The sequence below is a fragment of the Nonomuraea sp. NPDC050022 genome, from assembly GCF_044460705.1.
Classification (GTDB): Bacteria; Actinomycetota; Actinomycetes; order Streptosporangiales; family Streptosporangiaceae; genus Nonomuraea.
In genome coordinates, this window is the sequence record NZ_JBITKE010000009.1 from 156,166 (window position 1) to 177,222 (window position 21,057).

Annotated in this window: 22 protein-coding genes; 14 read left to right on the plus strand and 8 right to left on the minus strand. The window is 71.2% G+C overall.

Annotated features, from left to right (window positions below; all coding sequences use genetic code 11):
- Positions 1-18 precede the first annotated feature (18 nt).
- The 5 genes from ACIBO2_RS35970 to ACIBO2_RS35990 all read left to right on the plus strand — a co-directional run bounded on the left by ACIBO2_RS35970 (position 19) and on the right by ACIBO2_RS35990 (position 3,356).
- The gene (locus ACIBO2_RS35970) at positions 19-771 is read left to right on the plus strand and encodes an SDR family oxidoreductase (RefSeq protein WP_358557128.1); all 753 of its coding nucleotides are present in this window, start codon (positions 19-21) and stop codon (positions 769-771) included.
- Between the two features lie 32 nt (positions 772-803).
- On the plus strand, positions 804-1,034 hold the full coding sequence (locus ACIBO2_RS35975; RefSeq protein WP_397302761.1) for a hypothetical protein: 231 nt from the start codon (positions 804-806) through the stop codon (positions 1,032-1,034).
- 30 nt (positions 1,035-1,064) lie between these two features.
- Positions 1,065-1,970, plus strand: a complete 906-nt coding sequence (locus ACIBO2_RS35980; RefSeq protein ID WP_358557134.1) for an RNA polymerase sigma-70 factor — start codon at positions 1,065-1,067, stop codon at positions 1,968-1,970.
- A gap of 103 nt (positions 1,971-2,073) precedes the next feature.
- Positions 2,074-2,820 carry a hypothetical protein gene (locus ACIBO2_RS35985; protein WP_358557137.1) on the plus strand — a complete coding sequence of 249 codons (747 nt, stop codon included), beginning with the start codon at positions 2,074-2,076 and terminating at the stop codon, positions 2,818-2,820.
- A gap of 50 nt (positions 2,821-2,870) precedes the next feature.
- On the plus strand, positions 2,871-3,356 hold the full coding sequence (locus tag ACIBO2_RS35990) for an Ohr family peroxiredoxin (protein WP_358557140.1): 486 nt from the start codon (positions 2,871-2,873) through the stop codon (positions 3,354-3,356).
- Positions 3,357-3,421: 65 nt separating this feature from the next.
- Here the strand turns inward: ACIBO2_RS35990 and ACIBO2_RS35995 are convergent, their stop codons facing one another.
- The 5 genes from ACIBO2_RS35995 to ACIBO2_RS36015 all read right to left on the minus strand — a co-directional run bounded on the left by ACIBO2_RS35995 (position 3,422) and on the right by ACIBO2_RS36015 (position 8,510).
- The gene (locus tag ACIBO2_RS35995; protein WP_358557143.1) at positions 3,422-3,859 is read right to left on the minus strand and encodes a cupin domain-containing protein; all 438 of its coding nucleotides are present in this window, start codon (positions 3,857-3,859) and stop codon (positions 3,422-3,424) included.
- Positions 3,860-4,053: 194 nt separating this feature from the next.
- Complete coding sequence (locus tag ACIBO2_RS36000; RefSeq protein WP_397302764.1) at positions 4,054-5,334, minus strand: MFS transporter; 1,281 nt, start codon at positions 5,332-5,334, stop codon at positions 4,054-4,056.
- Positions 5,335-5,492: 158 nt separating this feature from the next.
- Positions 5,493-6,194: a septal ring lytic transglycosylase RlpA family protein gene (locus tag ACIBO2_RS36005; RefSeq protein WP_397302767.1), complete on the minus strand. Its 702-nt coding sequence runs from the start codon at positions 6,192-6,194 to the stop codon at positions 5,493-5,495.
- Between the two features lie 303 nt (positions 6,195-6,497).
- Positions 6,498-8,024, minus strand: coding sequence for an ATP-dependent DNA ligase (locus ACIBO2_RS36010; RefSeq protein WP_397302770.1), 1,527 nt, complete (start codon positions 8,022-8,024; stop codon positions 6,498-6,500).
- A gap of 111 nt (positions 8,025-8,135) precedes the next feature.
- Positions 8,136-8,510, minus strand: a complete 375-nt coding sequence (locus ACIBO2_RS36015; RefSeq protein WP_358441976.1) for an FKBP-type peptidyl-prolyl cis-trans isomerase — start codon at positions 8,508-8,510, stop codon at positions 8,136-8,138.
- A gap of 77 nt (positions 8,511-8,587) precedes the next feature.
- On the opposite strand from ACIBO2_RS36015, the gene ACIBO2_RS36020 reads away from it, so the two are divergent.
- Entirely contained in the window at positions 8,588-9,343 is a 756-nt protein-coding gene (locus ACIBO2_RS36020; RefSeq protein ID WP_358181470.1) for an SDR family oxidoreductase, read from the plus strand.
- Positions 9,344-9,413: 70 nt separating this feature from the next.
- Here ACIBO2_RS36020 and ACIBO2_RS36025 read toward each other — a convergent pair whose 3' ends face one another.
- A complete protein-coding gene (locus ACIBO2_RS36025; protein WP_358557155.1) occupies positions 9,414-10,853 on the minus strand; it encodes a GuaB1 family IMP dehydrogenase-related protein in 1,440 nt (479 codons plus the stop codon).
- Between the two features lie 95 nt (positions 10,854-10,948).
- Between ACIBO2_RS36025 and ACIBO2_RS36030 the strand changes: the two genes are divergently transcribed.
- The 7 genes from ACIBO2_RS36030 to ACIBO2_RS36060 all read left to right on the plus strand — a co-directional run bounded on the left by ACIBO2_RS36030 (position 10,949) and on the right by ACIBO2_RS36060 (position 17,098).
- A complete protein-coding gene (locus ACIBO2_RS36030; RefSeq protein WP_358557157.1) occupies positions 10,949-11,404 on the plus strand; it encodes a GyrI-like domain-containing protein in 456 nt (151 codons plus the stop codon).
- Between the two features lie 129 nt (positions 11,405-11,533).
- Positions 11,534-12,781 (plus strand): FAD-dependent monooxygenase, encoded by a 1,248-nt coding sequence (locus tag ACIBO2_RS36035; RefSeq protein WP_358557160.1) that lies wholly within the window; start codon positions 11,534-11,536, stop codon positions 12,779-12,781.
- A 109-nt stretch (positions 12,782-12,890) separates the two neighbouring features.
- Complete coding sequence (locus ACIBO2_RS36040; RefSeq protein WP_397302777.1) at positions 12,891-14,051, plus strand: glycosyltransferase; 1,161 nt, start codon at positions 12,891-12,893, stop codon at positions 14,049-14,051.
- Positions 14,052-14,062: 11 nt separating this feature from the next.
- Entirely contained in the window at positions 14,063-14,773 is a 711-nt protein-coding gene (locus ACIBO2_RS36045; RefSeq protein WP_397302780.1) for a hypothetical protein, read from the plus strand.
- The gene (locus ACIBO2_RS36050; protein WP_358557169.1) at positions 14,770-15,114 is read left to right on the plus strand and encodes a hypothetical protein; all 345 of its coding nucleotides are present in this window, start codon (positions 14,770-14,772) and stop codon (positions 15,112-15,114) included. Before ACIBO2_RS36045 ends, ACIBO2_RS36050 begins: the two co-directional genes overlap by 4 nt.
- On the plus strand, positions 15,114-16,301 hold the full coding sequence (locus tag ACIBO2_RS36055; protein ID WP_397302784.1) for a glycosyltransferase family 4 protein: 1,188 nt from the start codon (positions 15,114-15,116) through the stop codon (positions 16,299-16,301). The genes ACIBO2_RS36050 and ACIBO2_RS36055 overlap by 1 nt, the downstream gene beginning before the upstream one ends.
- A complete protein-coding gene (locus tag ACIBO2_RS36060; protein WP_397302786.1) occupies positions 16,298-17,098 on the plus strand; it encodes a hypothetical protein in 801 nt (266 codons plus the stop codon). Before ACIBO2_RS36055 ends, ACIBO2_RS36060 begins: the two co-directional genes overlap by 4 nt.
- On the opposite strand, the gene ACIBO2_RS36065 is transcribed toward ACIBO2_RS36060, so the two are convergent.
- Together ACIBO2_RS36065 and ACIBO2_RS36070 are read right to left on the minus strand one after the other, a co-directional pair.
- Positions 17,061-18,218 carry a cytochrome P450 gene (locus ACIBO2_RS36065; protein WP_397302789.1) on the minus strand — a complete coding sequence of 386 codons (1,158 nt, stop codon included), beginning with the start codon at positions 18,216-18,218 and terminating at the stop codon, positions 17,061-17,063. The two genes, ACIBO2_RS36060 and ACIBO2_RS36065, sit on opposite strands and share 38 nt — an antisense overlap.
- Before the next feature lies 1 nt (position 18,219).
- Complete coding sequence (locus ACIBO2_RS36070) at positions 18,220-19,341, minus strand: CaiB/BaiF CoA transferase family protein (protein ID WP_397302792.1); 1,122 nt, start codon at positions 19,339-19,341, stop codon at positions 18,220-18,222.
- A 140-nt stretch (positions 19,342-19,481) separates the two neighbouring features.
- Here ACIBO2_RS36070 and ACIBO2_RS36075 point away from each other — a divergent pair, with 140 nt between their 5' ends.
- A complete protein-coding gene (locus tag ACIBO2_RS36075) occupies positions 19,482-21,017 on the plus strand; it encodes a serine/threonine-protein kinase (protein ID WP_397302795.1) in 1,536 nt (511 codons plus the stop codon).
- Positions 21,018-21,057 lie beyond the last annotated feature (40 nt).

Consider the following 21,057-nt stretch of genomic DNA (forward strand, 5'->3'; position numbering starts at 1 on the left):
GACGGAAAGGGCTGTGCCATGAAGGTCGTCGTGGTCGGCGGTACTGGCCTCATCGGATCGAACGTGGTGGCGAAGCTGGGTGAGCACGGTCACGAGGCGGTGGCGGCGGCGCCGAGCACCGGCGTCAACACGCTCACCGGTGAAGGGCTGGCGGAGGTGCTGGCGGGCGCGCAGGTGGTGATCGATGTGTCGAACTCGCCGTCGTTCGAGGCCGCCGCGGTGATGGAGTTCTTCGAGACCTCCACCCGCAACCTGCTCGCCGCCGAGGCGGCGGCCGGGGTCGGGCATCATGTCGCGCTGTCGGTGGTCGGGACGGAGCGGATGCCGGAGAACGACTACTTCGCGGCGAAGATCGCTCAGGAGCAGCTGATCGAGAAGTCGGGGATCCCGTTCTCGCTCGTGCACGCGACCCAGTTCTTCCAGTTCATCCGGAGTATCGCGGACCAGTCCACGGACGGCGACCAGGTACGGATCGCGCCCGTGCGGTTCCAGCCCATCGCGGGTGAAGAGGTCGCGCAGGCGGTCGGCCGGGTCGCGGTGGGGCAGCCGCTGAACGGCCGGGCCGAGGTGGCCGGGCCCGAGCAGTCACGGATGGACGAGTTCTTCCGCGACGCCCTGGCCGCCTGGGGCGACCCGCGTACGGTGGTCGCCGACCCGCAGGCGCGCTACTACGGCAGTGTGCCGGGCGAGCGGACGCTGGTGCCGGGTGAGGGCGCGACCCTGGGCAAGATCCGCTACCGCGACTGGCTCGCGCAGAGCGCCGCCCAGTAGCCACCCGTCTTCACTTCCGGAATGGAGGAATCATGAGCGCTCCGAGCGGCGACGACGGCTTCCTGTACGAACTCCAGGTCGAGGTCGAGGAAGAGGTGATCCTGGCCGAGACGAGCCGTCCGGAGGAGGCTGCCGAGCTGCCGGTCACCGAATGGCTCTTCGATCCGACGGACGCCGAGCGCGAGGAGATCGGCCTGCGGGGTCTGCTCGACGCGGTCGAGGCGCTGGAGGACGACTCCCGGCGCGGCGATCAGGGTGCGTGAGCCGCCGATGCCGCGGAAACGGGGGTAGGTATGCCTGCGGAATCCCTGGAACGGGTGAGCGCGCTCGATCAGGCCGCATCCGACTTCGTCGAGCTGCGCCCGCGCCTGTTCGGCATCGCCTATCGGATGCTCGGCAGCGCGGTGGAAGCCGAGGACATCCTTCAGGAAGTCTGGCTGCGCTGGCAGAACACCGACCGCGCGACCATCGAGAACCCCTCGGCCTTCCTGGCGTTGATCACCACCCGCCTGGCCATCAACGTCGCTCGCTCCGCTCATTCGCGACGCGAAACCTATATAGGGCCCTGGCTCCCCGAACCCGTCGACACCAGCCTCGACCCCACATTGGGCGCCGAACGGGGCGAAGCTCTCGAACTCGCCTTCCTGCTGCTGCTCGAAAGGCTCGCCCCTACCGAGCGGGCCGCCTATGTGCTGCGCGAGGCCTTCGTCTACCCGTACACACAGATCGCGGAGATCCTTCAGCTCACTCCGGTCAACGCCCGTCAGCTCGTGAGCCGCGCCCGTAAACGTCTGACCGCCGCCCGGCGCGAGCCCATCGACAAGATGGAGCATCGGCGTCTGCTGGCCGTTTTCCTCGACGCCGCCCAGACGGGGAACGTCGCCGCTCTCGAAGGCCTCTTCGCCGCGGACGTCGTCAGCTCCTCCGACGGCGGCGGCATCAGAGGGGCGGCGCGATTCCCGCTGCTGGGCGGCGACCGCGTGGCGAAGTTCCTGGCCGCGTACGCGCCACGCTTCTGGCCGGGCGCCGAGATGACGTGGGTCGAAGCGAACGGGCGCGCCGGCGTGCTCGTCCCTCGCAACCACACCGACGTCGTCCTGCTCACCATCGAGGCCTCGCCGCAGGGCATCCACCACGTCATGTGGATCGTCAACCCGGCCAAACTCGGCGCCTTCGAACGGTCATACCAGCTGATCTGACAGACCGTCCGCCGCCGCCCAGTACGTTCGCCTCTCGTGGTGTCACAACAAGACCGGCTGCCTGGTCTTAACTGCCGACACCGGAAGAACAGGGCGGCAGGACATGACCGAAGTGAGCGCCGGGACGCTGGCGGAGATGCTCGACGAACGACGGCACCTCCTCGAGATCGCCTTGTGGATGTTCGGCTCGGAAATGACGGCCGACCGGATCGTCCAAGACACCTATCGCCGCTGGTACGCCCTCGACGACGAAGAACGCGCCGCCATCGCGGTGCCGCGCGCCTGGCTGACGCGGGTCGCCGGAGGTCTCTGCCTGGAATTGCTCGGCACTGCCGCCCCGAGCCACGCCCCCGGCGGCACACCGCGACCCGGAGCGTTCACCACCGCCCGTCCGGTTCACCGGCCCGTGCCCGCTGCCGGTCTGGCACGCTGGCCCGAGCCCGGCACCGGTCCGGTACTCCAGCCGCCCAGGCCGGACCGAGCGATGCTCGCCAGACACGATCGTGTCGCGCGCCGGTTCGCCGCGGCCTGCGACACGGGGGACCCGGCGGCCCTGCGGGCGGTCCTGGCCGCCGACGCGATGGTCGTGAGCGACGGTGGCGGCAAACTGCGCGCCGCCGTACGCCCCACCTACGGCGCGGACGCGGTAGCCCGGTTCGTCACGATCTTGCTGACCGGCCAGCCCGGCACCGAGGTGGCCGTCGAGTCCGTGAACGGCCGGACCGGCCTGGTCCTGCGCCAGGCGGGCCGAGCCGTGGCGGTGGCCAACGTGAGCGTCGCCGGAGCCGAGGTCACCGCAGTGTGGATCGTGCTGAACCCCGACAAGTTGCAGCGCTGGCACCGCCCATGACCAGCCTCCCCCGACCGCAGGCGCCCCGTGTGGCGCTGAAAGGCGTACCGGTGAACGAACCGACATTCTCCACGGAGCACGACTACCGCGGCTCCGCGTTCAAACCGCTCTACCTCACGCGCGTCGTGGTGAGCGGCGGCAGCTCCGCCCACGGCCGGGCCACCGGCCGGGCCCGCTCCGCCGACGGCGTGCTCGACCTGGAGGTGCGGATGCCCGAGGAGCTGGGCGGCGACGCCACCGGCCCGAACCCTGAGCAGCTCTTCGCCGCCGGGTACGCCGCCTGCTTCCACGGCGCCCTCAGCCTGCTGGCCCGCCGGCACCTCCTCGACCCCGGATCGATCACCGTGGAGGTGACCGTCGCGTTCGGCCGCGACCCCGCCGACGGCGGCTACGAGCTGCGCGCCGACCTGGTCGTGACCTGGCCCGGAGTCGAACGTGACACGGCCACCCCGCTGCTCGCCCAGGCGAGCGCGCTGTCCCCGTACGCCAAGATGACCCGCCAGGGCATCCCAGGCACCATCAACCTCGCCCCCTGAGCCCATGGCGCCACAGCATTGCCGTCCGTACGCACCCACGTGCGCGCCTGATCAAAACAGGTGGATCAGCCGCCGGCGGGACGCGGGGCGCGCAGGTGGGCCCGCTGCGCCAGCTCCTCTTCTTCGACGTAGGTGAGCATCGGCTGACCCGGCTCACACAGCATGAACACGACGAACTTGGTCGGCGCGTCCGGCAAGGCGTTGCCGTCCTGGTAGTGGATCACGTCGCCGCCCGGCTCCCAGAACGTCTCTCCGGCCTTGATCACGCGCTCCGGCTCGCCCTCGAGCTCGAACAGGACCGCGCCCTCGATCACGTAGCCGAAAGCGGGCCCCGAGTGGCGGTGCGGAGCGGCACCGGGGTGGCCAGGAGGCCAGTCGACGAAGACGGTCATCGCCGTAGCGCCGTCGGGAACGAAGGGCGGCTTGATGTCCGCCAGCATCTTGGGTCCGAACGCCGCAGAGCTCCCCTGCTCGGCGGTCCTGTCCATCGAGTCGTTGGACACAGGTACTACACCTCCGTATGTCTGTCCGGAACTTGTGCCTCGCGACGCCGCCTCTGGCGCGTCCCGCTGCGGAGCGTGGCCTTGCGGCCAATGCCTGTTTACCCGCGTACGCGCTGGTCAGGCTGGGTTTGAGCGCATAGGGCCGATGCTTTGCGGACGCATGTCCTTACGCCCACCATCCGCCCTGTCGCCGATCAGTGAGCCTCTGGTTCAGGCAGTCGGAGCGCGTACAAGAGCCAGACCAGGGCGAAGCCGACGGCGAGTACGCCGAGCGCGCGCGTGGCCCCGGCCATGCCCAATGCGACGGTCAGCGGGGCCACCGCCAGCGACGACACCCCCTGCAGCCCCGACGACAGCCCGAAGGCGGTGACCATCACGCGGCCGCGGATGTGGTCGGGGCTGGCCAGTTGCAGCCCGTTGATGGCCAGGATGGCGCACGCGCCCACCCCGAGATGGCCGGCCATGGCGGCGGGTACGCCCGACCACAGCCCGCCGGCCTGGGCCAGGCCGAGGTAGCCGAGCCCGAACACCGCCAGTGCGCCACCCGACACGATCAACCGCCGCCGCGATGGCGTCCCGATCAGCCGCCTCTTCCCAAGCGGTCGCCACTTCCCGATCAGCCACCGCCCCACGAACGGTCCGAGCACCGCGCCCACCCCCTGCGCCATGTAGAGGACGCCGACTCCGGCGTCGGTGGTGCCGAACCGTTCGAGCGCGTAGACGGGCAGGAGGCCGACCACGCCGTAGCACAGCCGCAGGCCCGCCGTCAGCAGGAGCAGGGCCGCCACGGTGGGAGTGGCGCGGATGAAGCGCCACAGTTCGGCGGTGTCGGTACGTACGCGCGTCCGGCGAGCCTCCGTCGCCGTGGAGAAGGGCCGGCGGATGCGGGCGATCAGGACGGCGGACGCGGCGAAGGAGGCGGCGTCGACCAGCAGCGTGGCCGTGCTGCCCCAGGCGGCCGTGGCCAGGCCGCCCAGCCCGGCGCCGAGCAGCAGGCCGGAGGAGTAGAGGCTGCCGAGCGCGGCCTGCGCGGTGGGCAGCCGGTCGGGGGCGACGAGGTTGGGGAGTACGACCTCGGGGATCGGGCTCGACACCGCGGCCGACACCGACAGCACCGCCAGCGAGACCAGCGCCATGGGGACCGACTCCAGGTGGAAGGCGGCGAGCAGGCCCGCGAGGGGGACGATGGCGGCCAGGTCGCAGGCGATGCGCAGGCGGCGGCGGTTCAGGCGGTCGGTCAGCGAGCCGATGAGCGGCATCAGCAGGATGCCGGGCAGCGACTCGACGGCGAACAGCAGGGCCGTCAGCCCGGCCGAGCCGGTGCGGTGGTAGACGAAGGCGTTCAGGGCGACGAAGGTGAACCAGTCGCCGGTCAGGCTGAGGGCGGAGGCGAGGAAGAGGCGGCGGAAGTCGGGGTTGCCGCGCAGCAGCGCGAGCAGCGAGTTTCCGGGCAGGCGGGGAGGAACGGATGACACCTGGTGACTCCAAGCAGCCGAGCCGTCCGACCGGAAAGGCCGGACGGGCGAAGAGGGGATCGCTTCGCGGGATGCCCGGCGGGTCAAGCGCCGGGCGGCTGCTGATCAGTCACACAGGTGTGGCATGGGTGGAGGTTAACGCACCGCGGGGCTCGGCGTCAGGAGCGGGCGAGGACCTCGTACTTGACCCTCATGACCCCGGACCCTGTGTCGCCGATGGCGGAGAAGGCGGCCGCCGAGAGGTCGAGGCAGCGTCCGCCCACGTACGGACCGCGGTCGTTGATGCGGACCGTGACCGAGTCGCCGTTCGCCGGGTTGGTGACGCGGACCTTGCTGCCGAGCGGGAGCGTCTTGTGGGCGGCGGTCATGGCCGACGGGTCGAAGCGTTCGCCGCTGGCGGTCATCTGCCCTTCGTCGTAGTAGGACGCGCCGCAGGTGCCAGAGCTGAGGACCCGGGTCTTCAGCTTGTGGACCTCGGTCTTCACCTTGCGTACCGGCTCGGTCTTCGGCTTGTCGGCCGGCTTGGTCGGCGGCTGGGCGGCTTCGGCCTTCGGGAGAGAGGTGGCCTTGGGGCTGGATGACGGCTTGGGGGCGGCCGACTTGGTGCTGGGCTTGTTCGGCTCGGGGGTCTTGGGGGCGGGGGAAGGGGTGTCGGCCCTGGGGTAGGTGGGGGACGGCGACACGTCCAGCGCGGCGGTGGGCTTGGGGGCGTCGTCGTTGGCGACGGCCGCCCAGGCGGTGGTCGAGGCGGCGGCGACGACGGCCGCACCGGCCGCGACGGTGACCCAACGGCGCTTGCCTGGAGCCTTCTTCTGGCTCTCCGGGTTCGGACGGCTCGGGTTGTAGGAGTGCTGGCCCAAGGTAAACCACAGTCCTAGCTAGGGGACAGGACAGGGAAAGGCCAGGTCGGGGCGGATATGGGGGCGCGCGTCGGCCGATCCCTCGCTCGGGGCGGGTGCCCCGCGAACGTGGTCGAACATATGCGACAAACAGCGAGTAAAGACAACTTAATGGGACATTCAGTGAAATATCTCACTTTGGTCACGAGTCGACCAGAACGCTGAGCGTACGCCGGGGATCTTGGGGCAGCCGGAAAACGCCGACTCTGTCACCTTGGGGGTAGGTGAGGGCATCCCAACAGGAGCAGAGCCGTACCAAAAGGGTCAGAGCATGAGCGAGCGGACAGTCTCCACCGTGTCGGCGTCCGCGGCCCGCTTGTCGGGCCGGTACCTCAGCACCCGCGCGAACCGCAGTGCCATCCCCCCGGGATAGCGCGGCGACCGCTGCACCCCGTCGAAGGCGATCTCCACGACCAGCTCGGGCCGCAGACTGACGGTCCACTCGTCGGTGGGCCCCTCGGCCAGCTCCAGGAAGCGTTCGGTCTGCCAGGCGAGCAGCTCGTCGGTCAGCCCCTTGAACGTCTTGCCCAGCATCACGAACCCGCCGCTCTCCGGGTCGCGGGCGCCGAGGTGGAGGTTGGACAGCTTGCCTTCGCGGCGGCCGTGACCCCATTCGGCCGCGAGGACGACCAGGTCGAGCGTGTGCCGCGGCTTGACCTTGATCCACCCGGCGCCCCGGCGGCCGGCCGCGTAGGGGGAGGCCAGCGACTTGACGACCAGGCCCTCGTGGCCGGCCTTGATCACGTCGATGAAGTACTTCTCCGCCTCCGGCACCTCGCCCGTGACGAGCCGTGGCGTGAGCAGAGCGGGTGTGACGGTCCGGCCGAGGACCTCCTGGCGCTGGGCGTAGGGCAGGTCGAGCAGGTCGGCCCCGTCCACCCGCAGCGCGTCGAAGAAGAACACGCTCAGCGGGGTGTCCTCCCGCAGCCGCGGGACGCCGGTCTTGGTGGTCACCCTGCTGGCCGTCACCTGGAACGGGTGCGGCCGCCCGTCGGGCCGCAGCGCGATCACCTCGCCGTCGAGCACGAGATCGTCGCAGGCCAGGCCGAGCACAGCCTCCACGAGTTCGGGCACCTGCGCGGTGATGTCGTCGAGTGTGCGGGTGAACACGCGCACCTGATCACCGGAGCGGTGCGCCTGCACGCGTACGCCGTCGAGCTTCCACTCCAGCGCGGCCGGGGTGCCCGCCTTCTCCAGCGCGGCGGCGACGTTCGGGGCGCTGCCGGCGAGCATGGGCGAGACCGCCCGGCCCACCTCCAGCTTGAAGGCGTGCAACGCCGCCACGCCACCGGTCAAGGCCGCCGCGCCCACGGCGGGCAGCCAGCCGCGCAGCGTGAGCGCCCGTCGCACGTCGGCGGACGGCGCGCCCGACGCTTTGGCGATCGCCTCGATCATCACGCCGTCGAGGGCGCCCTGGCGCAGCTCGCCGCCGAGCAGCCGGAGCATGAACGCCTGCTCCTGGCTGGTCAGCCCGGCGAACAGCTCGGTGACCAGCGCCTTGCGGGCCGCCTGCGAGCCCTGGCCGGAGACGGACTTGATCTTCGACAGCAGGGCGTCGACGTGGGTCAGGGTGGCGGTGGCGGCGAGCTTGGCGGGAGGCGGATCCTGAAGGGTCCGCCAGCCCACGCCCACTTGACGCTGTGGGAGCTCACCCGACAGGTAGGAGATGGCGATCTCCGCCTCGTCGGCACCGACCCTGCCGAGCAGTTCGGCCAGATGGCCGACCTTGCCGAGCCGGGCGGACGTGCGCGTCACAGCCTCCGAAACCCGTACCACGTCGATCAACAGCACATGCCCTATGTTGCCGTACTTCGCCGACAAATCCGCCGCGCCAAGACCAGCATTTTGCCCGGCGATGGGCCCCCTGAGGGGTGGGGCGGGTGTGCGACCCGCCCCAGGGTGTTAGCTGACGCCCAGGAGGTCGACGACGAAGATGAGCGTCTCTCCCGGCTTGATACGGGCGCCGGCGCCGCGGTTGCCGTAGCCGAGGTGCGCGGGGATCACCAGCTTGCGGCGACCGCCCACCTTCATCCCGGCCACGCCCTGGTCCCAGCCGGCGATGACACGCCCGCCGCCGAGCGGGAACTCGAACGCCTCGCCGCGGTTCCACGACGCGTCGAACTCCTCGCCGGTCGAGAACGCGACGCCCACGTAGTGGACGCTGACGTTCTGGCCGGGCTTGGCCTCGGGGCCGTTCCCCTCGACGATGTCGACGATCTCCAGGTCGGCGGGCGGGTTGCCCTCCGGGAAGTCGATTTCCGGCTTCTCGAGTGCCACGAATTGCTCCTGTTACGAGTATTGGCGATCAGCAATGGACCCGACGACTCTATGCGGTCGGGATATGGTCATCGTTCATGGCCGCCCTTTCCGCCGATGCGATCCTGCTCACCGGGCGCGTCGCCGTGATCACCGGGGCGACGCGGGGGATCGGGCGGGCGATCGCGGAGACGTTCGCGGCATTCGGGGCTCATGTCGCGATCTGCGACCGCGACAAGCCGCAGCAGAGCAGCGAGCTCGCGATGACCCTGGACGTACGGGATCCGGTGGCCGTGGAGGTGTTCGCGCAGGCCGTGCACGAGCGGTGGGGGCGCGTGGACATCCTGGTGAACAACGCGGGCGGGACCTTCCACGCCGCGTTCGCCGACACCACGGCCCGCGGCGAGCGGACCCTGATCGAGGAGAACTTCACGCAGGTCACCGGCATGATCCGCCGGATGCTGCCGATGATGGGCGCCGGGGCGTCGATCATCAACGTGACCTCCAGCGAGGCGCACCAGGCAGCGCCGGGGTTCGCGGTCTACGCGGCGATGAAGGCGGGGCTGGAGAGCCTGACGAAGTCGCTCGCGCTGGAGTTCGCACCCCTGGGCATCAGGGTGAACGCCATCGCGCCCGACGGGCTGCCCACCGAGGGCGAGACACAGGTGCGGGAGCGGATGGCGGACGGACCCTTCGAGCCGGTACGCCTGCCGCCGCTCGGGCACCTCGGGGAGCCGGCCGACGCGGCGGGCGCGGCGGTGTTCCTGGCCAGTGAGCTGGCCAGGTTCGTGACCGGCACGACGCTGCACGTCGACGGCGGGATCCACGCGGCAGGCGGCTGGCGCCGAACCTGAACCGGCTCTGGTGCGGAGCCAGCGGTAGGCGGTCGGCACCGCACCTGAGCCGGCCGGAGCCTGAGCCGCGCTACCAGCTCTGGTGCAGTGGCATGCCCTCGGTGTAGCCGGAGGCACTCTGGATGCCGACCACCGCGCGCTCGTGCAGCTCCTCCAGGTTCGCCGCCCCCGCGTACGTGCACGAGGACCGCAGCCCGGCCACGATCGCGTCGATCTGGTCCTCCACGCTCGGCCGCCGCGGATCCAGGTACATGCGCGAGGTCGAGATCCCCTCCTCGAACAGCGCCTTCCTGGCCCGATCGAACGGGCTGTCCTCCGCCGTGCGCAGCCGCACGGCCCGCGCGGACGCCATGCCGAAGTTCTCCTTGTACCTGCGCCCGTCGGCGTCGGTGCGCGCGTCGCCGGGAGACTCGTACGTCCCGGCGAACCACGAGCCGATCATCACGTTGGCCGCGCCCGCGGCCAGGGCGAGCGCCACGTCACGCGGGTGCCGGACACCGCCGTCGGCCCACACGTGCCGTCCGAGTCGCCGCGCCTCCGCCGAGCATTCGAGCACGGCCGAGAACTGCGGCCGCCCCACCCCGGTCATCATCCGCGTCGTGCACATGGCGCCGGGGCCGACCCCCACCTTGAGGATGTCCGCGCCCGCGTCCACCAGGTCGCGCACGCCCTCGGCGGTCACCACGTTGCCCGCCGCCACAGGCACCCCCGGGTCCAGGGCCCGGACCGCGCGCAGGGCGGAGACCATCTTCTCCTGATGCCCGTGCGCGGTGTCGACCACCAGGCAGTCGATCCCGGCATCGAGCAGTTCCTTGGCCTTGGCCGCGACGTCGCCGTTCACGCCGACGGCGGCCGCGATGCGCAGCCGGCCGGCGGGGTCGAGCGCGGGCTGGTAGAGCGTGGCGCGCAGGGCGCCCGTGCGGGTCAGGATGCCGACCAGACGGCCCTCGGCGTCCACGATGGGCGCCAGCCGGTGGCGGCCCCCGTGCAGCCGGTCGAACGCCGCGCGCGGCTCAAGCCCGGCCGGCAGCGTCAGCAGCTCGCTCGACATCACCTGCGACAGCTGCGTGTACATGTCGACGCCCTGGCAGTCGGCCTCGGTCACCACGCCGGTCGGCCGGTTGTCCCAGTCGACGACGATGACCGCGCCGTGGGCGCGCTTGGGCAGCAGCTGCATGGCCTCGCCGACCGTGTCGTGCGGCGTCAGCGTGAGCGGAGTGTCGTGGACCAGGTCGCGCTTCTTGACCCAGTCGACGACTTCCATCACGACATCGATGGGAATGTCCTGGGGGATCACGGTGATGCCGCCCCGGCGGGCGATCGTCTCGGCCATGCGCCGGCCGGCGACCGCGGTCATGTTCGCCACGACGATCGGAATGGTGGTGCCCGTGCCGTCGTTCGTCGAAAGATCGACCGCGAGCCGGGAACCGACCGAGGAACGCGACGGGACCATGAACACGTCGCTGTACGTCAGGTCGTATTGCGGCTCGAGGCCGTTAAGGAACTTCACGTTCGTCCATCCTATGCGGTGGGTGACTTATGAGGGCTTTTCCCGTTTGTTATGGCCATAGGATCGCCCGAGATGCTTAGGGGGATGGAGGGCCTGTGGAGGTCACTGAGAGAAACGAGCTGACAGTCGTCGGTATCGCCGTACGCACCTCGAACGCCGACGAGATCGACCCCGCCAGGGCGAAGCTGCCCGCGCTGTGGCAGCGGGCGGGCGCCCCCGGGGCGTTCGCGCACATTCCGGGACGCGTCGACGAGAACCTTTACGCGGTGCTGACCGACTACGAGGGCGACCATCACGGCGCCTACACGCAGATCGTCGGCATCGGCGTGCGGACGGTCCCCAGGTTGCCCGAGGGCATGGTCGCCGTACGCGTGCCCGCGGGCCCGGCCCTGCGGGTCGAGGCGCGCGGCCAGATGCCGCAGGCGATCGTCGACGCCTGGCAGCAGGTGTGGAAGCACACCGAGTCGGGCGGCACGCCCGCGCGGGCGTTCAGGACGGACCTCGAGGTGCACCACCCCGGTGGCGCGGACCTCTACATCGCCGTCTACTGATCGCTGAACCCGAGCCCGGTCGGGCTCGGGTCGCGGCCTCATGGACCGCCCTCCTTACCTATCGTTAAGTAACCCCTTGCGGATGTTATTTCGGGTCGCTTACCATCCGTTAGGTAAGGGGGTTTTGTCATGCAGATCCTGATCTCCGGCGCGAGTGTCGCCGGACCGGCGCTGGCGTACTGGCTCAACAGATACGGCTTCGACGTCACCGTCGTGGAGCGCGCCCCGTCGCTCCGCAAGACGGGCGGCCACGCGATCGACCTGTTCAGGCCCGCGATGGACATCGTCGAGAAGATGGGCCTGATCGACCCGATCACCGCCAAGAAGACCGGCACGAACTGGCTCACCATGTATAGCGAAGGCCAGTATCGCGAAGGCCAGTATCGCGAAGGCCAGGAGGGGGCCGTGGAGCTGGACCTCCGGCGCGTCTTCACGGCCGTGTCGGACCGCCACGTCGAGATCATGCGCGACGACCTCAGCGAGATCTTCTACGACGCCACCCGCGCCGACGTCGAGTACGTCTTCGACGACTCCATCACCGCCATCGCCGAGGACGGCACGGTGACCTTCGAGCGCGGGGCGGCCAGGCGGTTCGACCTGGTCGTCGGCGCCGACGGGCTGCACTCGAACGTGCGCGGCCTGGTCTTCGGCCCCGAGTCGGGCTTCTCCACCTGGATCGGCGCGTACCTGGCCGTCTTCTCGGTGCCCAACTACCTCGACCTCGACGGCCGCATGGAGGGGCTGTCCGGCATCGGGCGGATGGCCGGGATGTACGGCGCGGCGCACATGTCCGACGCGCGGGCGGTGTTCCTGTTCAGGACGCCGGAGCAGCTCCAGTATCACCACCGCGACGTCGCCCGGCAGAAGGAGCTGCTGCGCGAGCGGTTCGCGGGCATGGGCTGGCAGGTTCCCCGGCTGCTGGCCGAGCTCGACCGCACCCCGGCCTTCTACTTCGACTCGATCACCCAGCTGCGCCTCGACACCTGGTCGCGTGGCCGCGTGACGCTGGTCGGCGACGCGGGCTACTGCCCGGGACCGGCCGTGGGCGGCAGCACGAGCCTGGCCGTCGTCGGGGCGTACATCCTCGCGGGCGAGCTGGCCGCCGCACGCGGCGACCACGAGCGCGCCTTCCCGGCCTACGAGGCCGAGATCGGTGAGTACGTACGGCGAAGCCGCACGTTCGCGGTCGGGGCGGCCAAGCGGATCGTGCCCGGCAACCGGTTCGACCTGTGGACGCTCACCCAGGCCGCGCGGCTGATCGGCCACCTGCCGGTCGCGGTGACCAAGGCCGCTACCAAACTGGGCAGCAAGGGCATGCGGCTGCACGACTCGATCGCGTTGAAGGACTACTCGGCGTACGAGGGCGTGCGGCAGTAGAAGCCGTGCGCTTGGCGAAGCCGTGCGCCTGGCGAACCGCGCGTCAGGAGAAGCTGCGCGGCAGTAGAAACGGCGCGGCAGTAGAAACGGCGCGAATAGACTGCGCGCCGTGCGTGCCGCCTATTTCGCCTTTGACCGGTTCCCTTCGAGTAAGGGGTCGGCGGTGCACATCGGGCAGATGGCCGCCGAGCTGTTCGACCGGTTCGGCGGCGGGCTGCTGGGGGTGCTGGGCGGGGGCGGGCTGCCGCGCTACCAGCGCGAGGGCGATGTCCAGATCGCCAGGTTCGACGAGCAGATCCCCAACCTGATCGACCGCGCCGAGGCGTACTCGCACTGGGTCGCCCGCCACCTCGCGCCGCACCTGGAGACGCTGGAACTGGTCCACGTGCGTGATCCTTGGAGCGCGCTGCCGGTGCTCGGCCACCGGCACAAGGTGGTGTACGAGGTGAACGGGCTGCCGTCCATCGAGCTGCCGCACACCTGGCCACAGGCGGCCCCCGCCACGGTGGCCAAGTTGCGGCGGCTGGAGGCGCACTGCCTGGAACAGGCGGACGCGATTGTCGTGCCATCGAGCGTTATCGGCGACGCCATCCGCAAAATGGGGATAAATCCGGAAAAGGTGTTCCTCGTGCCGAACGCCGCCAACCCCGTCACCCCAGCGCCGAGCGCGCCGTCCGCCGGAGCCGCGTCGGCGGCGTCGGGCGCACGCCCACCTGGCGCGCCCGAGCACTACCTGATCTACGTAGGCGCCCTCCAGCGCTGGCAGGGCGTGGACGTGCTGATGCGTGCCTTCGCCAGGTTGGCCGACCTGACCGAGCTGCGCCTGGTCGTCTGCTCCTCCGTCCCGGAACGCCGCGCCAAACCCCTCCAGCGCCTCGCCGACCGCCTGGGGGTGGCCGAGCGGATCGTGTGGCGGTTCACGCTGCCCCACGACGAGGTGGCCGGCTGGCTGGCCGGCGCGGCCGTGTCCGCCGCCCCGCTCACCGCCTGCCCGCGCAACCTCGACCAGGGCTGCGCCCCGCTCAAGATCCTGGAGTCGATGGCGGCCGGCACGCCGGTGGTGGCCTCGGACCTGCCGGCCGTACGAGAGATCCTGGGGGAGGACGGGCGGCTGGTCGCGCCCGATCGGCCCGCCGAGCTGGCCCGCGCGATCCGGATCCTCCTGGAGTACCCCGAACAGGCGCGGGTGATGGCGGAGCGGGCCAGGAGTAGGGTGCCCAGCTGGGCGGATTCCCGGGCGAGGCTCGCCGAGGTTTATCGCCGTGTGTAGTGTTTCGAGCCATGTTCTGGCGGAAGACACGGGCGGCGATCGCCGGGTTCCACCCGCTGCACCAGACCCTCATCTGGGAGCACACGCTCTCGGCCACGCTGCCCAAGGCGGAGTGGGCGGCGCTGCTGGCCAGCCTCTCCCGGCATCGCGGGCTCGTCCGCCGGCGCAAGTGGCGGCTGCCCGCGCGTACGGAGAGCCTGCTCGTGCCGCTGATCAGGGTGCTCTGTGAAGACGTCGGCGGCGGCATGGTCGGCATCACCGCCGATCTGCGCGGCCACGGCGTCCCCGGCAAGGAGAGCCCGCACCGGTCCCTGCCGGTCGTACGACCGGTGCGCCGGGCCGAGGAGTGGTGGGTGCGCGATCCGTGGCTCAGCGTCCGCTCGGAGTTACGCGACGGCAGCGTGCTCACGCTCGCCGTCACCGACCTGGTCAGGCGCCGCCGCGTCGTCAAGGTCAATCCGCGGGGCAAGCACAAGACCAAGACGAAGACGAAGGCCGTACAGCACATTAGGACCAGCCGCTCGCTGGCCAAGGGTCAGGTGCCGGCGCGGCCGGGCAGCCCGCCTCCGTGGTGGATCCGGGTGAAGGTCCGTCCGGGCGTGAAGACCGTGATCAGGGCCGCCGCCAAGGTGCCGCTGCCCGCCGAGCGCGACCAGCTCGGGGCGATCATGACGGTCGCCACCGAACCGTTCAGGTGGACGCAAAGGAGGCGGGTCGCGTGATCCCGTGCATGGTGAGCACCGGATTCTTCGTGCTCGGCCGCTGCGGTCGCGCGCCGGTCGCCGCCTGCGCCGGGTGCGGCAGGCCGATCTGCGACCGGCACATCGGTCCCGGTGGCGTCTGCCCCGAGTGCGCGACCGCCCAGGGCTACGGCTCGGCCTACGACCCGTTCTGGACCAGCGGCTTCCGCCGCGACCACTACCAGAGCACCTCCTCCACCTACCAGGACCCCGGCTGGTACGGCACGTTCGACGACTACGACAGAGGCGCCTTCGACCCCGAGGACCAGGGCGACTTCGGTGACTTCGGCGACGGTGACGAGCGCGATTTCGTGGACAGCTGATGCGGCTGCTGTGGCTCACCGAGCACTACCCGCCGAGCAGGGGCGGCATGGCCGAGTCCTGCGACAGGATCGTCAGGGGCCTGCGTGAGGCGGGCGTGGAGATCGACGTCGCGCACCTGACCAGGCGGGATCGGCCCTGGCAGACCGGCGGCGAGCGGGGCGGGCGGCTGCTCACCGTGCCGCTGGAGGACAATCCCGAGCACGCGCTGCGCCGGTTGTGGACCGTGCTGCGCGGCGAGTCGTACACGCACGTGGTGGCGTTCGGCGGCACGTACGCCATGCTCGGCGCCCCGATCCTGGCCGCGTGGCTCGGCGCTCCGCTGGTGACGCTGCTGCGCGGCAACGACTTCGACACCGGTGTCTTCTCGCTGCGCCGCAGGGGCGCCCTGCTCGACGCGTTACGGGCCTCGGCCACGGTGTGCGTAGTGGCCTCCGGGCACGCGCCGCTGGTGTCCGCGCTGGTTCCGGAGGCCCAGGTGCGGTGGGTGGCCAACGGCATCGACACCGCCGGCTGGCAGATCCTGCCCTCCGAACGCGCGGCGGGCCTGGCCAGGCGGGCCGCCGCCGGGCGGCGCACGATCGGGCTCATCGGGCAGCTCAAGAACAAGAAGGGCGTCGGCTTCCTGCTCGACGCGCTGGCCGCCTCCGGGCACGCGGACCTGTTCCACCTGCTGCTCGTCGGGGAGTTGGAGGCGGACCTGGTCGTGCCCGCCGGGCACACGCGGCTGCCCTTCCTCGACCGGTACGAGCTGCCCGCGCTCTACGCCGCCTGCGACCTGGTCGCGCTGCCCTCGTTCTACGACGGGCTGCCGAACGTGGCCCTGGAGGCCGCGGCCCTCGGCGTCCCACTGCTCGCCTCCGACGCGGGCGGGCTGGCCGACCTGGTCGACGACGAGATCGGCTTCCGCTTCGCCGCGGGGGATCCGCACGAGTTCCGGGCGGCGGTCGACCGGGCCGCGCGGGCGACGGACGAGCAGCTGGCCAAGCTCGGCACGGCGGCGGCCGAGCGGGTACGCAGGGACTTCACGGTGACCGCCGAGACGGAGGGCTACCTGCGGGTCTTCCGCGAGAGCGCCCGATCGGCCGCTCCGCCCGACGGCACCGAATCGTCTGCTCCGCCGAAGCGCAGCGGATTGCCTGCTCCGCCCGACGGCGCCGGATTGTCCGCCCCGCCGAACCGCACATGATCGTCTGCTACGCCAGAGGCGGCGGGCTCGGTCACCTCACCAGGGTCCGGGCCTACCTGCATACGGTCCATCCGGGCGCCGCGGCCACGATCCGCACCGAGTGGCCGCGCGACCCGGCCGTGCTCGCGCGGGCCGACGAGATCGTGGTGGACGCCTTTCCCGCCGGGCTCGACGGCGAGATCGAGGCGGCGGTGCCGCGGGGGCCGCGCGTGGTGCATCTGGCCAGGCTGCTGCGCTGGGACGCCTACCGGCCGCTGATCCCGGCCCGGCCGCCGCGCTTCCACCGGACGTGGCTGGCCGAGCCGGTGAGCGATCCCCACCTGGCCTACCTGGAGTCGGTGTCGGACGAGGTGGTCCCGCTGGCACTGGCCGATCCACCGGCCCCGTCCGCCACGGCGCCGGGGGACCGGCTGACGGCTCCGAGGGACCGGATGACGACTCCGGAAGACCGGATGACGGCTTCGGGGGACTGGCTGATCGTGCATTCCGGACCGCCGGGCGAGATCCTGGAGCTGGTGGCGTACGCCCGCGAGAGCGCCGTCCTCGAAGGTCTCAGCCCGCGCCTCGTGCTCGTCTCGCCCGCCGCGCCGCCCGGCCTGCCCGCCGGGGTGGCCCACCTCGCCGTCCGCCCGGCCTGGCCGCTGTTCGCCTCGGCCGGCCGCATCGTCTCCGCCGCCGGGTTCAACGTGGTACGGCAGGCCGCGCCGTACCGGCACAAGCATCGGATGGTGCCCTTCCCCCGCCGCTTCGACGACCAGTTCACCCGCGCGGCGAGAGCGCGACGGGAAAGGACGTGACGCCGCGCACGAACGCGTTGGGCAGGATGCGCGGGCCCGTGTCGTCGGCCCAGGCGGCCGAGCCCACCCGGTCGATCCACTCCTCGAAGAAGATCTGTAACTCCAGCCGGGCCAGGGACGCGCCCAGGCAGAAGTGGGTCCCCAGGCCGAACGCGATGTGCCCGCCCGGCTTGCGCGTCACGTCGAACACCTCCGGCCGGTCGAACACCGACTCGTCCCGGTTCGCCGAGCCGTACATGAGCAGGACCTGCTGCCCTCGGCTGATGCGCTGTCCGTGGAGCTCGGTGTCGCGGGTGGCCGAGCGGCACATGTTCAGGATCGGGGTGGTCCAGCGGATGAACTCCTCCACGGCGTTCTCGATCAGGCCGCGGTCCTCGCGCAGCAGCCGCCACTGGTCCGGGTGCCGGATCAGCGCGTCGATCGCGGTCGCGATGACCGTACGGGTGGTCTCCGCGCCGCCGTCGAGCAGCAGCAGCGCCTCGTTCGCCAGGTGGTCGTCGTCGTAGGCGGCCCGGCCGGACCACAGGGTCACCAGGTCGTCGGCCGGGCACGCCCGGCGCTCGGCGGCCAGGGCCAGTACGGCCTCGCCGAACTCGCCCGCGGCGACGGCGGCCTCGTGCGTGACGTAGCGCAGGCCGCCGCCCGCCACGATCGTGGTCTCCGACCAGTGCTTGAGCCGCGGCCAGTCCGCGTCGGGGAAGCCGAGCAGCCAGCCGATCATGCGGGCGGGCAGCGGCGCGGCCAGGGCGGGCACCGCGTCGACGGTGCCGGCCTCTAGAGCCTGGTCGATCAGCTCGACGACGACCTCGCGGACGCGGGCGGCGTAGCGCTCGTGGACATAGCGCGGCGTGAAGCGGCGGTAGACGAGGCGGCGGTGCTCGGCGTGCTCCGGGTCGTCCATGCCGATCATCGACGGATCGGAGGGCAACTGGGGGCGGTAGCCGCCGGTGCTGGTCCACAGCCCTGGATCGCGCTCGATGGCCGTGATGTCGGCGTGGCGGGAGATGCCCCACAGCCCGTTGGCGGCGTCGTGGTGGACGGGGGAGTACTCGCGCAGCCAGGCGTAGACGGGTGCCGGGTCGCCCGCGTACAGGGCGCCGTCGAGCAGATCGGGGTCCATGTCAGGCCAGCACCCCCTGGGAGCGCAGCTTCTCCGCGGCCTCGGCGCTCAGGCCCCAGGCGGACAGGTCGGCGAGCCGGGTGGCGGGCGAGAGGTCCTGGTCCGGTACGCCGAGCAGGCGCGGCGCGGGGACCGGCTGGCTGAGCCCGCCGACGTCGGCGAAGGCGCCCCTGGCCACGTTGTGCGGATGCCGGACGGCCTCCTTCATGGACAGGACCGGCGACACGCACGCGTCGGAGCCCTCGAACACCGCCTCCCACTCCGCCCGCGTCCGCGACCTGAATTCCTCGGCCAGGCGGGCCTTGAGCGCCGGCCACTGCTTCTTGTCGCCGCGGTCCGGCAGGTCCGTCAGCCCCATCCGGGTCACCATCGCGTCCCAGAACTGCGGCTCCAGCGAGCCGACCGCCATGAACTCCCCGTCGGCCGTCTCATAGGTGTCGTAGTGGGGCGCGCCGGTGTCCAGCAGGTTCGTGCCGCGCGGGCCCCAGAAGCCGCTCTGCACGCCGTGGTAGAACATCGCGAACAGGATCGCGGCGCCGTCCACCATGGCCGCGTCGATCACCCGGCCCTTGCCGGTGCGCTCCCGCTCGAACAGGGCGAGCAGCACGCCGTACGCGAGCATGAGACCGCCGCCGGCGAAGTCGCCCAGGATGTTGATCGGCGGCGTCGGCTTGTCCTCCGCGCGGCCGAGCATCGACAGGATGCCGGAGATCGCGATGTAGTCGATGTCGTGGCCCGCGGTGGTGGCGAGCGGCCCGTCCTGTCCCCAGCCGGTCATCCGGCCGTAGATCAGCCGCTCGTTCACCGCGTGGAGGTCGGCGGGGCCGATGCCGAGCCGTTCCGCCACTCCGGGCCGGAAGACCTCGATGACGACGTCGGCGTTCCTCGCCAGCTCCTTGAGCGTGGCGACGCCCTCGGGCGACTTCAGGTCCAGGCCGATGGTGTGCTTGCCGCGGTCCATGACGTCCGTGCGCGGCGCGTCGGAGACGGCGGCCACGCGATCGACGCGCAGCACGTCGGCGCCGTGGTCGGCGAGCATCATCCCGGCGAACGGGCCCGGCGCGAGCCCCGCGAGCTCCAGCACCCGGATCCCGGCGAGCGGGCCCTGTCGGCCTTCAGACATCGGCATCTCCTACGACTCGGCTGGCCTCAGTAGAACAACATTCGGTGACCTCTGGCAAGACGCCTTCCCGACCTCCGGGCAGACATACGCGAGGTATGGGAAACTTGCCCACTGTTCGGGTGGGTCTACAAGGGTTGGACATGGTTTCGGATAGCAACCAGCTGGTGGCCAAGCGCTACCAGTTACTGCGCGAACTGGGGCGCGGCGGTATGGGCGTGGTCTGGGAAGGCCGCGACACACTGCTCAACCGGCAGATCGCCGTTAAGGAAGTGCTCCTGCCCGCGGGACTGCCCCGGGCCGACCAGGAACGGCAGTTGCTCCGTACCGCCCGCGAGGCGCGTATGGCGGCACGGCTGAACCACCCGTCCGTCGTCGCGATCTACGACGTGGTCGAGGAGGACGGCCGGCCGTGGATCATCATGGAGCTGGTGCGCTACCCCTCTGTGGAGGAGGTCGTCGCCACCTCCGGCGCCCTTCCGGTACGGCAGGCGGCCGACGTGGGCCGGCAGGTGCTGTCGGCGTTGCGGGCCGCGCACGAGGTCGGGATCCTGCACCGTGACGTCAAGCCGAGCAACATCCTGCTCACCGACGACGGCCGGGCCGTGCTCACCGACTTCGGCATCGCCACCGCCGAGGGAGACGCCTCGCTGACCCAGACCGGGATGGTGACCGGCTCGCCGAGCTTCCTGGCTCCCGAACGGGTGCGCGCGGCCGAGTCCGGGCCCGCCTCCGACCTGTGGTCGCTCGGTGCCACGCTCTACGCCACGCTGGTCGGCCGGTCGCCGTTCGAGCGCGGCGATCCCATGGCCACGCTGAACGCGCTGCTGAGCGACGAGCCGGACTACCGCCGGATCCCGCCGATCATGCACCCGATCCTGCAAGGGCTGCTGCGCAAGGAGCCGCACGAACGGGTCAACGCCGAGCAGGCCGACGCGCTGCTGGCCGCCATCGTCGCGGCCAAGCAGCCGAACGATGACCGGGTCGTGGTGGAGCCGAAGCCGCCGCGCGGCGGCCGTACCCTCCTCGCGGCGGCAGCGGCGGCGGTGCTGGTGGTCGGGGGAGGCGGGTTCGCCTTCTTCAAGTTCAGCGGGTCGGCGGAAGGCGCGCCGCGCGTCACGCAGAGCGCCGTGGCCAGCGCGCCGCCGAGCACGCCGCCGCCCAGCACCGAGACCAGCGCGACGCCCACCCCCACCCCGACGCCCACCCCGACCAGGGTGGTGGCGACGGTACGGGCCTGGAAGTCCCCCGACGGCTGGTCCATCATGCGGCCCATCGGCTGGCGGGGCGCCCGCAAGGAGGCCTACACCGAGTGGACGCGCCGGGACCGGAGCGGGCACTTCGGCGTCCAGGCCATCTACGTCAACCCCGACCCGAACCAGATCATCCGCGACTCGCAGGAGACCGCCGGGCAGAACGACCAGGACGTTCGGACCCTGCGCCGCAGGTCCGTCACCCACCAGGGGACCAAGGCCGTGGAATGGGAGTTCACCTACACGGCGGGTCCGACCGGCGACGCGCCGTGGAGCACGCAGGGCGTGAAGTATCACGAGGTGCAGCGGGCGGTGGCGATCGGGGACACCGCCTACGTTTTGTCGTGGACGGCCACCGAGGCGCGGTGGAGACAAGACCAGGGGTTGATGCGGCAGGTGATCGCCAGCTTTACGGTAGCGGCATGAGTTACCCCTCCACGGTCGTGCCGGTGATGGCATGACGCCC